Source organism: Rhodococcus sp. 852002-51564_SCH6189132-a, assembly GCF_001665495.1.
Lineage (GTDB): Bacteria > Actinomycetota > Actinomycetes > Mycobacteriales > Mycobacteriaceae > Rhodococcus > Rhodococcus pyridinivorans.
On record NZ_LZMJ01000022.1, the window covers coordinates 1 to 11943 of the forward strand.

Below are 11943 nucleotides of genomic sequence, written 5' to 3' on the forward strand. Positions count from 1 at the left end.
CCCCCCCCACAACCCCCCCCCCCCCGGGGGGTTATTTTTCCCCCGCCCCGGGGCCGCCCCGCCATACTCCCCGCGGGGTAAGGGGGGTTGTGTGGGGGGGGGGGCCCCCCCCCCCCCCCCCCCACACAACCTCCCCTTCGTCTGTTCGCCGAACTCCTACTCGACGATCGGGAAGATCGACTCCCCGTCCTCGGGTGCGCCGCTGATCTGACCGCGGTCGACACGCGAATCCTGCACGATCACCCCGTCGACCTCGTCGGCGAGTTTCGAGTCCTCGGGGGCGCCGGTGGTGGCGTCGTCGATCACCTCGTCGACGTCCTCGGTGAGCTCGTCCTCCGGTGTCGCCGCGACAGGCTTGTCCAGCGGCTCGGCGGGTTCGACGTCGGGTTCCTCCTCGGCGAGGCGCTGGTCCAGCGACTCGCCTTCTTGCTCTTCACGCTGGGTGGTTCCGAACTTGTCGGCGCCGCTCCAGTCCTCGGGCGGGTCGACGACCTCGTCGCCGTCGTCGTTCCGCACTTCGTCGGCGTCCAGGCCTTCGCTGGGGCTGAGGGTGTCGCCGGGACCGTCTTCGATGCTCATGTCGAGGAGATACCCGGCCGGCCGGGTGCGAAACCGGCGGCGGTTTCACTCCTGCCGGATGAGGCTATGCCGACGGAACACCACATCGAGGGAGTTTCCCATGGACGAGAACGAACTCTTCCAGCACATCGAGAAGCTGGTGGACGAGGAGAAGACACTGCGCTCACGAACTGGCGCGGACGGTCCGAGCGACGAGGACCTGCAGCGGCTGGCCGCTGTCGAGAAGAGGCTCGACCAGTGCTGGGACCTGCTGCGGCAGCGTCGCGCGAAGGCCGAGTTCGGCGACGACCCGGACGACGCCCAGGCGCGGCCGGTCGACGAGGTCGAGTCCTACCGACAGTAGGGCGCCGACGGTGGGTCGACCGTTCTGCTTCGGCGACGAACCGTGGCCGGGTAGTTCGGCGTTCAGCACGTCGAAGTGCTCGGCGGGGCGCGGGACGAGGGTGGAGACGTCGTCCATCGTGGCGCCGATCCCGTGCAGGAGGGGTAGGGGTTCACCGGATCCGGTGCGGCGGTAGCTCGGTCGTGAGTGCATCGGTTCCATCTTTCCCTTCCGGACGGGCCGGAGTGCTCTGTCGCAAAGGCTGTGTGTTCTGTCACATTCGTGAGGAAGGAAAAGCAACGACCTGGCCGAATGCCGTGTTATAGCCCTTGCTTATCGAATTTCTAGAAACTATCGATTGGCACAATTAATAGTTCGCGGATAACGTCGAAGCCGTCAACCCCATCGAGACGAGTGAGGTTTCTACATGTCGCTGATCAACAAGAAGATCAAGCCCTTCAAGGCCGAGGCTTTCAAGGACGGCGCCTTCGTGACCGTGTCCGACGAGGACATCAAGGGCAAGTGGGCGATCTTCTTCTTCTACCCCGCAGACTTCACGTTCGTCTGCCCGACGGAGCTCGGCGACCTCGCGGACCACTACGAGGAGCTGCAGAAGCTCGGCGTCGAGGTCTTCTCCGTCTCGACCGACACGCACTTCACGCACAAGGCATGGCACGGCTCGTCCGAGACCATCGGCAAGATCAAGTACGCCATGATCGGTGACCCGACCCTGCAGATCAGCACCGACTTTGAGGTCCTCCGTGAGGACCAGGGCCTCGCCGATCGCGGCACCTTCCTGGTCGACCCGGACGGCGTCGTCCAGTTCACCGAGGTCACCGCTGAAGGCATCGGCCGCAACGCCGCCGAGCTCGTTCGCAAGGTCAAGGCTGCTCAGTACGTCCGCAGCCATCCGGGCGAGGTCTGCCCGGCCAAGTGGGAAGAGGGCGACGACACCCTCGCTCCGTCGCTGGAGCTCGTCGGCAAGATCTGATTCGTCGACGGAAATTCGTTCCGGTGGCACGGGATCGAACGTCCCGTGCCACCGGGCACCGTCCGGGTCCGCTCGGCTCGAGCTGAGAAGTTCGCCGACTCCCATCTCTTCCGGTCACAGTTCTTCCACCTCTGGAGTGAATCCTCATGCTCGACGCCTCCCTCGCCGCCCAGTTGAAGTCCCTTCTCGAAAAGGTCACCCAGCCGATCGAGCTCGTGTCGTCCCTCGACGACCGGCCGAAGTCGAAGGAACTCGCCGATCTCCTCGATCAGATCGCCGGCATGTCCGATCTGGTCACCCATGTGCGCGACGGTGAAGCCACCCGTCGCCCCTCCTTCCTGATCCGCCGGGTCGGCACCGACATCGCGGTCGAGTTCGCGGGCATCCCGCTCGGCCACGAGTTCACCTCCCTCGTGCTCGCCCTGCTGCAGGTCGGCGGCCACCCCTCGAAGGAGGCCGTGGAGCTGCTCGAGCAGGTGCGCGACCTCGAGGGCGACTTCCACTTCGAGACCTACTTCTCACTGTCGTGCCAGAACTGCCCCGACGTGGTGCAGGCCCTGAACGTGATGTGTGTGACCAACTCGCGCATCAAGCACACCGCGATCGAAGGCTCGCTCTTCCAGGACGAAGTCGACGCACGCCAGGTGATGGCAGTGCCGACCGTCTTCCTCAACGGTGAGCTGTTCGGCTCCGGACGCATGAACCTCGAGCAGATCGTCGGCAAGCTCGACAGCGGTTCCGCCGAGCGCACCGCCGCCGCGATCAGCGAGAAGGATCCCTTCGACGTCCTCGTCGTCGGTGGCGGCCCCGCCGGCGCGACTGCCGCGATCTACGCCTCCCGCAAGGGAATCCGCACCGGCGTTCTCGCCGAGCGCTTCGGTGGCCAGGTGCTCGACACCATGGCCATCGAGAACTTCTCCTCCGTCCCCTACACGGAGGGCCCGAAGTTCGCTGCCGAGCTCGAGAACCACGTCCGCCAGTACGACGTCGACATCATGAACGTCCAGAAGGCCTCGAAGCTCACCCCGGCCCCCACCGAGGGCGGCCTCGTCGAGGTCGAGCTCGAGAGCGGCGCCCGGTTGCTTTCGCGCAGCGTCGTTCTCGCGACCGGTGCCCGCTGGCGCGCGATGAACGTGCCGGGCGAGCAGGAGTACCGCAACAAGGGCGTCACCTACTGCCCGCACTGCGACGGCCCGCTGTTCAAGGGCAAGCGCGTCGCGGTCATCGGTGGCGGTAACTCCGGTGTGGAGGCCGCGATCGACCTCGCCGGCGTCGTCGCCCACGTGACCCTCATCGAGTTCGACTCGGTCCTGCGCGCCGACGAGGTGCTGCAGCGCAAGCTCCGCAGCCTGCCCAACGTCGACATCATCGTCAGCGCCCTCACCACCGAGGTCCTCGGCGACGGTTCGAAGGTCACCGGCCTGACCTACACCGACCGCACCACCGACGAGTCGCGCACCCTCGAGCTCGACGGCGTGTTCGTCCAGATCGGTCTGCTGCCGAACACCGAATGGCTCACCGGCACGGTCGAACTCAGCCCGCGCGGCGAGATCGTCGTCGACGACCACGGCCGCACCTCGGTGCCGGGTGTGTTCGCCGCCGGCGACTGCACGACCGTCCCGTACAAGCAGATCATCGTCTCCGCAGGTGCGGGTGCGACGGCCGCGCTCGGCGCGTTCGACCACCTGATCCGCACGAGTGCCCCGGCCGAGGGCGAGGAAACGGTCGCCGCGACCGTCTAGACGTCACCGCAGCCCCGTGGCCGTCACTCCCTTCGGGGGTGGCGGCCATGCTGCTTCGGGTGAACTTCTGAGGTTGGGGTCGAGAATGTCGACGGGAGCGACCACAACCTCCCCGTCGTTACGATGTGGCATGGCCGTTGTGGTGATGGGCGTGAGTGGATGCGGGAAAACGACATTCGCGCGGAAGCTTGCAGACGGGATCGGCGGCGTGTTCATCGATGCGGACGATTACCACAGCGCGTCGTCGATCGAGAAGATGCGCGCCGGCCGGGCGCTCGACGACGAGGATCGTGAGCCGTGGCTGCGCGCCGTCGCGGCGGCCGCCGCCGCAAGTACCGGGACTCCGGTGGTCGCGTGCTCGGCACTGAAGCGGTCGTATCGAGACATTCTGCGTTCCGGCACTCCGAGCGTCTTCCTGCATCTGGACGTGCCCGTGGACGTCGTGAGGTCGAGGATTCGCGCACGCGGCGGCCACTTCTTCTCCGAGACGCTGGTGGCTTCGCAGTTCGAGACGCTCGAGCCGCTCGGGGCCGACGAGGACGGCGTCGCCCTGGACGGCATCCTGCCGCTACCCGAGCTCGTCGATACCGCCTGCTCGTATCTCGTGGACCGGCCGGAACCCTGGGGAGCGAAACCTCGGGACGTCGAATCGCTCGAGTCGCGAGCGCACGATGGTCGCCACAGAGGGGGAACAGGGGACAGATAGGGATCAGCACATCTCATGTGCTGTGGAGCCGATGACGGGAATCGAACCCGCGTATTCAGCTTGGGAAAGTGATCGGACTGGATTGTCCCAGGTTGGCACGGGGAGAAGAACCCGAAGATGAGGGGCGTAGGTGGGTGCTTGTTGCTTCCACACGTACCTCAACTTGTACCTCGGCGAGCCGCAGGCGCCAGGTTGGAGCACCTCACACGTCACGACCGCTGAGTCCTCGGGCGACGACCCCAGTGGATGTCTCGCGCCGCAGCTATGGGGCCCAGGTGCTCCTGTTTGGCTGCCGCTTATCCTTCGGCGATGTCCGTCCTAGGTGATCCTGACGAGAGCAGTGAGAGCTCCAGGGCCTCGGCAAAGTCCTATAAGCCCACGTCAGTTGGCATGAAGTAGACCGACCGGCCGGTGTGCGTCGCGGCTGTGGTGCCGCAAGGCAGCGGCGATGCTGGTGTGGCCGGCGAGCCGGAGGACACTGACCGCGGTGTTGCGGAGAGTGGCCATCACCTGCGGTCCGGTGCCGGTACGGATGGTGGAGCGGTCCTCGTCGAAAGTGACATCACGAACCCAGTGCAGGCGGTTCTCGATGGACCAGTGACCGCGAATCCAGCCCGCGACCTGCACCGGAGTAGCGGACACCATCGGCATCGAGGTGATCAGGTACACGACCTCGACGCTCGTGCGTCCGCCTTTCGTGATGGTGCGGCGGACCTGCAGGACTTGTGTGGCGTGCGGGAATCCGAGCCCGGCAGCGACTTCGGTGGCCTTGATCGTGCGGCGTTCCCGCCGTCCGTGGCCACGCCCGCCAATCGACGATGAAGCAGGAATCTTGTTCCAAGGCAATGTTTTCAACAGATTCCGCCGGACTTGTTGGTTGTTCTTGACGGTGAACACGTAGTGCCCACCGCGGCCGACGATGTACTCGGCGGTGGCCCGCTGACAGTGCAAGGCGTCCGCGGTGACCACCACGTCGGTGAGGTCGAATGGGGCGAGTAGGTCGGTGATCAGCGGAATCTCGTTGGTCTTCGCGCCGACCTCGATCTGCCCGAGAACGACCCCGCTGCCCTGGTCCAGGGCAGCGAGTAGATGCGTCAGATGCCCTGCCGCGTCCTTCGCGCCTCGCAACGTTTTACCGTCGACCGCGATCACCCGGCGACCGTCGACCACCTGGGTCCGCAGCCACGCCCACACCCCGATGGCCTGGTCCAACACGGTCGCATCGACACGGGCGAGGGTGCGGCGGATCGTCGATTCCGACGGCACCCGGTCGGCCACACCCAGCGTTCCGAGTGCTTCCGCCGGTGCGTCGTGGGCCCATTCCGCGATCGCGGTGAATGAACGCGCGCCGGCGCACACCGCGGCCAGCGCCACCGACAGGATTACCGCGAGCCGGTGCCGGACCCCGCGCCTCGCCCGCGGATCGGGCACCCGATCGAGAACCTCGAGGATCCCGGTGTCGGGCACTCGGGTGGGCATGGGAGAAGATGAGACTGCGGGCACGACTCGTTCCTGGTTGTGACGATTGTGTAGGAACTTGAATCATCACCGAGACGGTCGTGCCCGCCCCAATCCGGGCTCCTGATCGAGCACCTTTCCGCACTGAAACCGCAGATCAGCGGGCATCATTCACGACTTTGCCGGGGCCCTGGCCCTAGTGCCGATCAACCGAACTTGGATTGATCCCTGCCCAGTCCAATCGATGAAGCGCTGGGCCGAGCTCCGAGGTTCGGAGGGCGGACCGTTGTTTACCAATGTTGCTGGTCGCGGTCCTCGTGGGAGTATCGGCGGACAGCTGTCCGATGCGCACCCAAACCGGGTGGTCAAGCGAGCTGTCACATTGATCGGAGAGGACCCGACGAGGTACTCCGCTCACTCACTGCGGTCAGGATTCATAACGTCGGCCGCAAGGGCCGGTGTCGAACCGAGGCTGATCAAGCAGCAGTCGCGTCATGCCACCTACGAGATGGTTGACCGGTACGTCCACCTCGGAGTCTCGTTGCACGACAATGCAGTGCGCAGGATGCATCCAAGGTAGCCCACTGTGTTCCGGCTGCCCGAGGTGGGAGCGGGACTAGCTTCCTGCAGCTACATCACGTGCTTCCCACGGTTCGGATCGTAGTGGGGTGCTCGGTGGAAGCTGTATCTTGAGCACTCGGCCAGTGCGATGAGTTTCATCCTCATCGCGTCGTAGGCGGAGATCCCATCTCGCCCGTTCTTGAAGACGAGGCGCCGAGCATGCATCTCTCGCGCGTCGTGCTTGGTCTGGGCGAATACGTCACGCCACGTCTGCTGTGAAACGTCGTGACGCACGAAGAAGGTGGCATTCTTGTTTGCGAACTGACTGATCGCAATCGCGTCCTCATTTGTCGCCCAGTTCGATGGGGGATGGCGTCTGACGAGGACGATGTAGTCCTCGTCTACGTTGCTTCCCGATCCAGAACGCGATGCATTGCTGGACCTTCGGCCGCGTGCAAAATGGCAGTTGTCCCATCCGAAGTGGTGCCTTAGGTCCTCAAGGATATCGATCCGTCGATGATCGATCTGAGCCGTCGAGATGCTGGTTTTGTGCCTGGCGATGTATTCTGCGAGGTCCCTCAGGCTGGTCCCGGGAGGCAGGATCTCGAAGTCCAGTATGTCGTACTCCTCGGTTCGCGCGTTTGGGTTCGCGCGCTTTCCTGCTGGAGTTCGAAGGAGGACATCGAAGTCTCGAGATTCGATTCGGTCCACCTGACTCATCATCTTGGCCCGAGCAGCAGCCGGATCGTCGATTGAGAACTTCAGAAGTTGTCTGGTCAGCTCAAATGGAATCCGAAACGAGAAGTGGTACTTTTCGTCCGCTTCTTGAAGTAGCTTCTGTTTGATCGAAGCAGACCTACTCATATGCGATCTGAAGATTTCGCTGTCGCCACTCGCAAGAGCGAGGAACGTCCGGTCCTCCATCCGTGCAACAATATGTGCGATCTTGTCACTCCCGGGCCTGCGGCCTGGCGTGAAGTTCGCACGCTCATCGGATTCGTGGCGGAATCCCTCGGTAGGGTTGGTGAGTCTCCCTTCTTCCCCGTACTTCTGAGCCAAACGGTGAGTTCGAGACCTGATCGCATCGACGGCATCGCCGATGGCGACTAGAGCGTTCTTCGGGTTCTTGAACTTTGCTGCCGATTGCTCATCGCGACGACGCTGGAACTCGTATCCAGCAAGCGTGGTCGGTTCCATGCCGGTGAACATCTCGAAGAAGGTGGACACCTCGACAGATTCGAGTGCCGTGCCGCTTCGATTGAGGAAGGCTTCGATCTCCTTCTCGATTGCTGACACTAACGCTGGCGGATACTTAGCCATCTGCGATAGATAGCACACGGCGGCGGTGCCGGCAATGGGTCGCACTTTATAAGCCGTCAGGAGTGCCTCGACGACCGGTACGATGGCGAGGACTGCTGGCCGTGTCAGTGCTCGTCGACAGCCTTCCGCGTCGCATCGCGAAGCGCAGATATCGGCGCGTTAGCGCCGAACGGGCGAGTGTGATGTCCGGCATCGTTTGCAGTTTGGTGCTCCGCGGCGGTACTTGCTCGTGGGCAATGCGGCATCGACGTTCGCTTCGTGTTGCGCCGGAACGAGGAGAGTCGTGACGTAGATTAAAGGCTCCCTCGCTACGCTCGGTCGCTTCGAAATTGTCTTACCGCGTGTTCCAGAATTGCTCGATGTGTGTCTTCTCCAATGTAGATCCTGACTTGGTATGCATTTCGCGGTGAGGTCCTCCTTCTTGCTGTCGTATAGGTCAGATCATGCAGTCAAATCCGATAGTGCGAGTGCTCCGTGTGCTCGTCGCATTCCGTGCCCCAGGGAGGGTATTATCCCAGTGTCAAAATCTGAAATCAGAACACGTTGGGTGTCCACCGATATCATGCACATGGTGCATTTCCGAACGCAGTGAGGAGTTCAATCAGGTCTTCAATATTTCGAGTGGCAACTTACTTCGTTTGCGGGAGCCGGGAAAGTTAACTTTCTCGATTCTCTGCTCTAGCGCGCGGCGGTGAAACTGTAGTTGCGCACGGAAGGTCAATCGGCGCGTGGATTCTGATCTCGTCATGATCGTGTGTTGGGCATGTACTTGTGAGGTCCGAAGAAGCCGACATGAATTGTGGCGGTTTCGCGGTGTTCGTAGAAATAGATTCGGGGGGAAAGGTCGCCGCCACCCGCTGCGATCTTGATGTGGGCCTCCATGTAGATAGCGCCGGATGAATCGACTGCTTCTGAAACCGGCAGAATCCGCGCTTGATGGAACTTCGAGTTTTTCTTCACGGTGTCGGACTCACTCATCGCCAGTGCCTTGGTGGAAGCGCGCCATGCGAGCGGGTGTCTGGAGTCTTTGCACCAGTACCAGAACGTTTTTGGAGGGGCATCGGAGGCGAGGTCACACGCATACGCGTGAAGTGCCCGGAACGCATCCCATGCGCGCTGACCCCAGTTCGACCCGTGCACCGTGGCGTCGAGATCCTCGATGTCACGAAGTGCCCGATCGTGGATGAGAAGTCGGTCGCGCAGATGTGTTTGCGCCTGACGCACGGCCTCGCTTGCGCTCGATGCTGTACTGGGAACACTGGCCTGATAAGCCTCTGAATCCCAGTAACTCTCAGGTTGGTTCAGCTCCCGAAGCTGAGCAAGGGCGTGGTCGAGTTGCCGTCGATATGAGTCGGCAAGGTCTATGGCAGCAGTGCGTTCTTCTTGAATGGTCTCGAGGTCGGTCGCCAGCCCGAGGTAGTCCTCATCCTTCTCTTGGAGCTGATCGCGAAGGTCGCCGATTTCATCCTCGGCGATCGCCAGGAGCTCCCTGTAGTCGTCCGCGCTGTTCGTTCTGAGGGCGTCCAGGAGGGACTTTGCCTCGTTGAAACTTGCGGGAGGGCGGTGTACCCCGGACAGTGCTCCGAGCTTACCGGCAATGATCTTGGCGGCGGTGCCTCGCAAGCCCATGTACCGGCTTGCAGTGACGAAGCGGTGTCGCCAGGAGTCGTTCTTCAGTGCAGGGTCGAGGTCCTTGAGGTAGATCCGAAATGCTCCGTCTCTGACGCCGTGATCGTCTCCCAATTCCATATTGAAAGCCGTTGCAGCGGACTGGTCGACGACCGCAACAGTTGCGATTCCGGCGACAGTTCGTGCCGCGGTGTTGACGATGTCGGCGAAGGTGTATTGACTACCTGCGAAGACGTCGAATCGGCCGGGGTCATCGACGAATACCACGATCGGCGCCTGCCTTGAGAAGGCGCTCACCTCGCCTGCAAGTAAAGCCCCGGCGGCCGCACCGGAGTGGTATGTGGGAGTCGTGGACAGCTGTACGTCGTCGAGACGCGGACGTTGTCCTGATTCGATCAGGTTCCGGACCAATCGGGGAGCGGCGGGCGAGAGTCTCTGAAGGTCGACATCGCCGACCACTTCGAGGTCGACCCAGAGCCATGCTTCACGTCGGCCGCCGTCAACTGTTCCGGTCTCCCAGGATCGGAGCGTGGTTTGCCAGCGGACATTGTCGGCTGCAGTCTCGGTGAAGTACGCGCGATACGCCGTCCGGACATCGCCGTCTCCAGTGGCGCGCTCGGTCGAGACCTCGAGGTGAACCTTCTTTCCGATTCGCGAGATATCCGCCCAGGCGTGGCCTGTGTCGGGGACTTGCAACGCGCCGTTGCTCTTCTCGGATTCGACCCATTTGGTGAACTCACTCTGCGCTGCTGCGCAGACGTCGTCGCGGTCGTCCTGCCAGATTGCCCGATAAACCAACGCCATGTTTCCCCCTGCTGACGATGCGCTTCCCCTACGTGAAGAAAGTGAATCACGATCAGGGATGTGCGGGAATGCCGAGGTGCACGCGGTCCGCTCGATCGTCTTCGTCCCACCGGATCCTGCCGGTTCGCGGACTTGTACCTTGCACGTACCTCGCGAGCGGAGACCAGTCCCGGTGAGGCAATCTGTGGCCACCGAAAATAGTCGGTGTACTGGGCATTTCGGGGAGAGCCGATGACGGGAATCGAACCCGCGTATTCAGCTTGGGAAGCTGATGTTCTACCATTGAACTACATCGGCACGCTGGGCGTTCGCCGATTTTCGTCGACTCCCGCCCAAAGCTTCGGAGCACACTGTAGCAGACCCGCAGGGCCTGTGGACGAGCGACCGTCCCGTCCGGATCCGCCGCCCGGTGCCGGCGAGAAGTGCTCGATAGTTTCCTGTGGCACTTGCAATGTCGTGCCAAAACATGGCGTCGCGTCCCCTTCACCTGCCGTCATATGAACGTGCTCGTGTTCGGAGTGGGTTAGGGCGTGACGGTGGAACGCTGCGAAGATGGACTCATGACGACTGGACGGCTCTACGGTGGACGCGCAGGTGAGGAACGGCAGGCCGATCGACGAGCCCAGCTCGTCGAGGCCGGCCTCGACCTCCTCGGCGCCGCCGAGGGCGAGCCCACGTTGTCCGTCCGCGGCGTCTGCAAGCGCGCCGGCCTGGCGTCGCGTTACTTCTACGAGAGCTTCACCGACCGCGACGAGCTGACCGAAGCCGTCTACGACCACGTGGTCCAGCGCATCGCCGAGAGCACGATGGCCGCGGTGACGGCCGCACCGACCGGCGACGACCGCGTCATCGTCCGCGCAGGTGTCGAGAACATCGTCCACGAGATCGAGGAGGACCCCCGGCTCGGCCGCATCATGTTCTCCGTCAGCCAGGCCAATCCGCAGCTGTCCAGGCGGCGCCTGGATTCGACCCGGATGTTCGCCGGGCTGGTCACCGCCCAGGCCGAGAACATCTACGCCATCACCCCGAGCCCCCGGCTCGACCTGGCGGCGCACTACGTCGTCGGCGGACTCGCCCAGGCGCTGACGGCCTGGCTCGACGGCACCGTGCCGCTGAGCCACGACGACGTCGTCGAGGAGTGCACCGAACTGCTGATCACGATGTCGGCCCAATTGCGACGCGACTCGGCCACGTAGAACCCCGCGGCCGCGCGATTGTTAACCTCTACGCGTGCTGCTCTCCGATCGCGACATCCGCGCCCAGATCGCCTCCGGGCATCTGGGCATCGACCCGTTCGATCCGGAGCTGGTGCAGCCCTCGAGTGTCGACGTCAGACTCGACAGCCTGTTCCGCGTCTTCAACAACACGCGTTACACGCACATCGACCCGGCGAAGCAGCAGGACGAACTGACGTCGCTGGTGCAGGTTCCCGAGGGTGAGCCGTTCGTGCTGCACCCCGGCGAGTTCGTGCTCGGGTCGACGATGGAGCGGTGCACCCTGCCGGCCGACCTCGCCGGTCGCCTCGAAGGCAAGTCGTCGCTGGGCCGGCTCGGTCTGCTCACGCACTCGACGGCCGGGTTCATCGACCCGGGTTTCGACGGGCACATCACCCTCGAGCTGTCCAATGTCGCTAACCTGCCGATCACGCTGTGGCCGGGCATGAAGATCGGTCAGCTGTGCCTGTTCCGGCTGACGAGCCCCGCCGAGCACCCGTACGGCAGCGCGAAGGTCGGGTCCAAGTACCAGGGCCAGCGCGGGCCTACGCCGTCGAAGGCGTACCTGAACTTCGTGCACAAGCATCCCGACGCGCGTCCGAGCTAGTTCGTCCTGC

General features: G+C 63.3%; 11 protein-coding genes and 1 tRNA gene. 7 read left to right on the plus strand and 5 right to left on the minus strand.

The window, feature by feature from the left end:
- Positions 1–156: 156 nt before the first annotated feature.
- Positions 157–579 carry a hypothetical protein gene (locus A5767_RS04165; protein ID WP_064851718.1) on the minus strand — a complete coding sequence of 141 codons (423 nt, stop codon included), beginning with the start codon at positions 577–579 and terminating at the stop codon, positions 157–159.
- 100 nt (positions 580–679) lie between these two features.
- On the opposite strand from A5767_RS04165, the gene A5767_RS04170 reads away from it, so the two are divergent.
- The 4 genes from A5767_RS04170 (at position 680) to A5767_RS04185 (ending at position 4340) form a co-directional block, all read left to right on the plus strand.
- Positions 680–922: a DUF2630 family protein gene (locus A5767_RS04170; RefSeq protein ID WP_006552644.1), complete on the plus strand. Its 243-nt coding sequence runs from the start codon at positions 680–682 to the stop codon at positions 920–922.
- Positions 923–1328: 406 nt separating this feature from the next.
- Positions 1329–1892 carry an alkyl hydroperoxide reductase subunit C gene (gene ahpC, locus A5767_RS04175; RefSeq protein WP_006552642.1) on the plus strand — a complete coding sequence of 188 codons (564 nt, stop codon included), beginning with the start codon at positions 1329–1331 and terminating at the stop codon, positions 1890–1892.
- 146 nt (positions 1893–2038) lie between these two features.
- Positions 2039–3634: an alkyl hydroperoxide reductase subunit F gene (gene ahpF / locus A5767_RS04180; RefSeq protein ID WP_064851719.1), complete on the plus strand. Its 1596-nt coding sequence runs from the start codon at positions 2039–2041 to the stop codon at positions 3632–3634.
- A 145-nt stretch (positions 3635–3779) separates the two neighbouring features.
- Positions 3780–4340: a gluconokinase gene (locus tag A5767_RS04185; protein WP_064851720.1), complete on the plus strand. Its 561-nt coding sequence runs from the start codon at positions 3780–3782 to the stop codon at positions 4338–4340.
- 381 nt (positions 4341–4721) lie between these two features.
- On the opposite strand, the gene A5767_RS04190 is transcribed toward A5767_RS04185, so the two are convergent.
- A complete protein-coding gene (locus A5767_RS04190) occupies positions 4722–5819 on the minus strand; it encodes an ISAs1 family transposase (protein ID WP_231913113.1) in 1098 nt (365 codons plus the stop codon).
- A 223-nt stretch (positions 5820–6042) separates the two neighbouring features.
- On the opposite strand from A5767_RS04190, the gene A5767_RS24110 reads away from it, so the two are divergent.
- Entirely contained in the window at positions 6043–6378 is a 336-nt protein-coding gene (locus tag A5767_RS24110) for a tyrosine-type recombinase/integrase (RefSeq protein ID WP_082937595.1), read from the plus strand.
- 50 nt (positions 6379–6428) lie between these two features.
- Here A5767_RS24110 and A5767_RS04195 read toward each other — a convergent pair whose 3' ends face one another.
- From A5767_RS04195 to A5767_RS04205, 3 genes are all read right to left on the minus strand, one after another.
- Positions 6429–7679: a hypothetical protein gene (locus tag A5767_RS04195; RefSeq protein ID WP_156665119.1), complete on the minus strand. Its 1251-nt coding sequence runs from the start codon at positions 7677–7679 to the stop codon at positions 6429–6431.
- Positions 7680–8423: 744 nt separating this feature from the next.
- A complete protein-coding gene (locus A5767_RS04200) occupies positions 8424–10112 on the minus strand; it encodes a hypothetical protein (protein WP_064851722.1) in 1689 nt (562 codons plus the stop codon).
- Positions 10113–10338: 226 nt separating this feature from the next.
- Positions 10339–10409 (minus strand) — tRNA-Gly (locus A5767_RS04205).
- A gap of 263 nt (positions 10410–10672) precedes the next feature.
- Between A5767_RS04205 and A5767_RS04210 the strand changes: the two genes are divergently transcribed.
- Entirely contained in the window at positions 10673–11308 is a 636-nt protein-coding gene (locus A5767_RS04210; protein ID WP_064851772.1) for a TetR/AcrR family transcriptional regulator, read from the plus strand.
- A gap of 34 nt (positions 11309–11342) precedes the next feature.
- Positions 11343–11933 carry a dCTP deaminase gene (gene dcd / locus A5767_RS04215; protein ID WP_006552638.1) on the plus strand — a complete coding sequence of 197 codons (591 nt, stop codon included), beginning with the start codon at positions 11343–11345 and terminating at the stop codon, positions 11931–11933.
- Positions 11934–11943: the final 10 nt, after the last annotated feature.

What these genes read in the sequence shown, in the direction of transcription:
- A5767_RS24110 (WP_082937595.1), top strand. Translation starts at nt 6,043, where the DNA reads ATGAAGCGCTGGGCCGAGCTCCGAGGTTCGGAGGGCGGACCGTTGTTT.
- A5767_RS04210 (WP_064851772.1), top strand. Translation starts at nt 10,673, where the DNA reads ATGACGACTGGACGGCTCTACGGTGGACGCGCAGGTGAGGAACGGCAG.
- A5767_RS04165 (WP_064851718.1), bottom strand. Translation starts at nt 579, where the DNA reads ATGAGCATCGAAGACGGTCCCGGCGACACCCTCAGCCCCAGCGAAGGC.
- A5767_RS04200 (WP_064851722.1), bottom strand. Translation starts at nt 10,112, where the DNA reads ATGGCGTTGGTTTATCGGGCAATCTGGCAGGACGACCGCGACGACGTC.
- ahpC (WP_006552642.1), top strand. Translation starts at nt 1,329, where the DNA reads ATGTCGCTGATCAACAAGAAGATCAAGCCCTTCAAGGCCGAGGCTTTC.
- A5767_RS04170 (WP_006552644.1), top strand. Translation starts at nt 680, where the DNA reads ATGGACGAGAACGAACTCTTCCAGCACATCGAGAAGCTGGTGGACGAG.
- A5767_RS04185 (WP_064851720.1), top strand. Translation starts at nt 3,780, where the DNA reads ATGGGCGTGAGTGGATGCGGGAAAACGACATTCGCGCGGAAGCTTGCA.
- A5767_RS04195 (WP_156665119.1), bottom strand. Translation starts at nt 7,679, where the DNA reads ATGGCTAAGTATCCGCCAGCGTTAGTGTCAGCAATCGAGAAGGAGATC.
- A5767_RS04190 (WP_231913113.1), bottom strand. Translation starts at nt 5,819, where the DNA reads ATGCCCACCCGAGTGCCCGACACCGGGATCCTCGAGGTTCTCGATCGG.
- ahpF (WP_064851719.1), top strand. Translation starts at nt 2,039, where the DNA reads ATGCTCGACGCCTCCCTCGCCGCCCAGTTGAAGTCCCTTCTCGAAAAG.